The organism is Ruegeria sp. BE9, assembly GCF_056538765.1.
This window is the reverse complement of record NZ_JBQFTS010000022.1, coordinates 1-1042: the sequence shown is the minus strand read 5'-3', so window position 1 is coordinate 1042 and position 1042 is coordinate 1. Positions and strand designations below refer to the sequence as shown.

Genomic DNA, 1042 nt, shown 5'->3' with positions numbered 1-1042 from the left:
CTCGATGATGCGCATTGGACCGCCGCAGCAGGGGCATGGCTCGCGCAAAGTGAGCGGGGTGACCTCGGACTCCTGCTCTGGCTCGGTGATTTCGTCGGTGCGTTGAACACCAAGCAACGTCCGGATCTTCTTGATGTTCGTCTTGCGCGCTGAACTGGCCAGCAGGCCGTAGTGGCGGATGCGGTGGAACCCGTCAGGCAGAACGTGGATCAGGAAGCGGCGGATGAACTCGGGTGTAGCCAAGCGCATGACCTTTTGGCGGTCACCACATTTGATCCGGTAATCCTTCCAGCGGAAAGCTACGGTCTCGGCATCCATACTGACCAGTCGATGGTTCGAGATTGCAACCCGATGAGTATAGCGGCTGAGATAGGCCAGAACTGCTTCAGGGCCACCCAAGGGCGGTTTGGCGTAGACCACCCATTCGGACCTGCGGAACGGGGCAATCCAATTGGTGAAGGCAGCAGCATCCGCCAGTCCTGCGCGGTCACCGAAGAACACAAGGGCCCCCGCTCGATGCAACTCCATCAGCCCTTTCAGGAACAGGCGTCTAAACAGCAGTGCCAGCACCCGAACATGCAGGAAGAACCCGGGCTTGCAGGCCACCCATTTGGTGCCGTCCGGTGACAAGCCGCCACCTGGGACGATCATGTGGATGTGCGGATGGTGCGTCAGCGCGGATCCCCAGGTGTGAAGAACGCTGGTCATGCCGACCTTCGCCCCCAGTCGCTTTGGATCGGCTGCGATGGTCATCACCGTTTGCGCTGATGCGCGGAACAGCAGGCCGTAGACCGCCTTCTGGTTCCAAAAGGCGATGCGTGCAATCTCGGCGGGCATCGTGAAGACGACGTGGAAGTATTCGACGGGCAGCAGGTCTTCAGCACGCGCCTCCATCCAGTCTCGCGCGGCGGGGCCCTGGCACTTCGGACAATGCCGGTTCTTACAAGAGTTATAGGCGATGTGGTGGTGGCCGCATTTGGCGCATCCCGCCACATGCCCGCCAAGCGCTTCGGTTCGGCAAGCCTCAATCGCCGACATCACC

Annotated in this window: 1 protein-coding gene; it reads right to left on the bottom strand. The window is 60.9% G+C overall.

From position 1 onward, the window contains the following. Positions 1 to 1042, bottom strand: a 1042-nt coding sequence (locus ACR0EO_RS22085) for an IS91 family transposase (RefSeq protein ID WP_480693061.1), incomplete at both ends; no start/stop codon positions are given.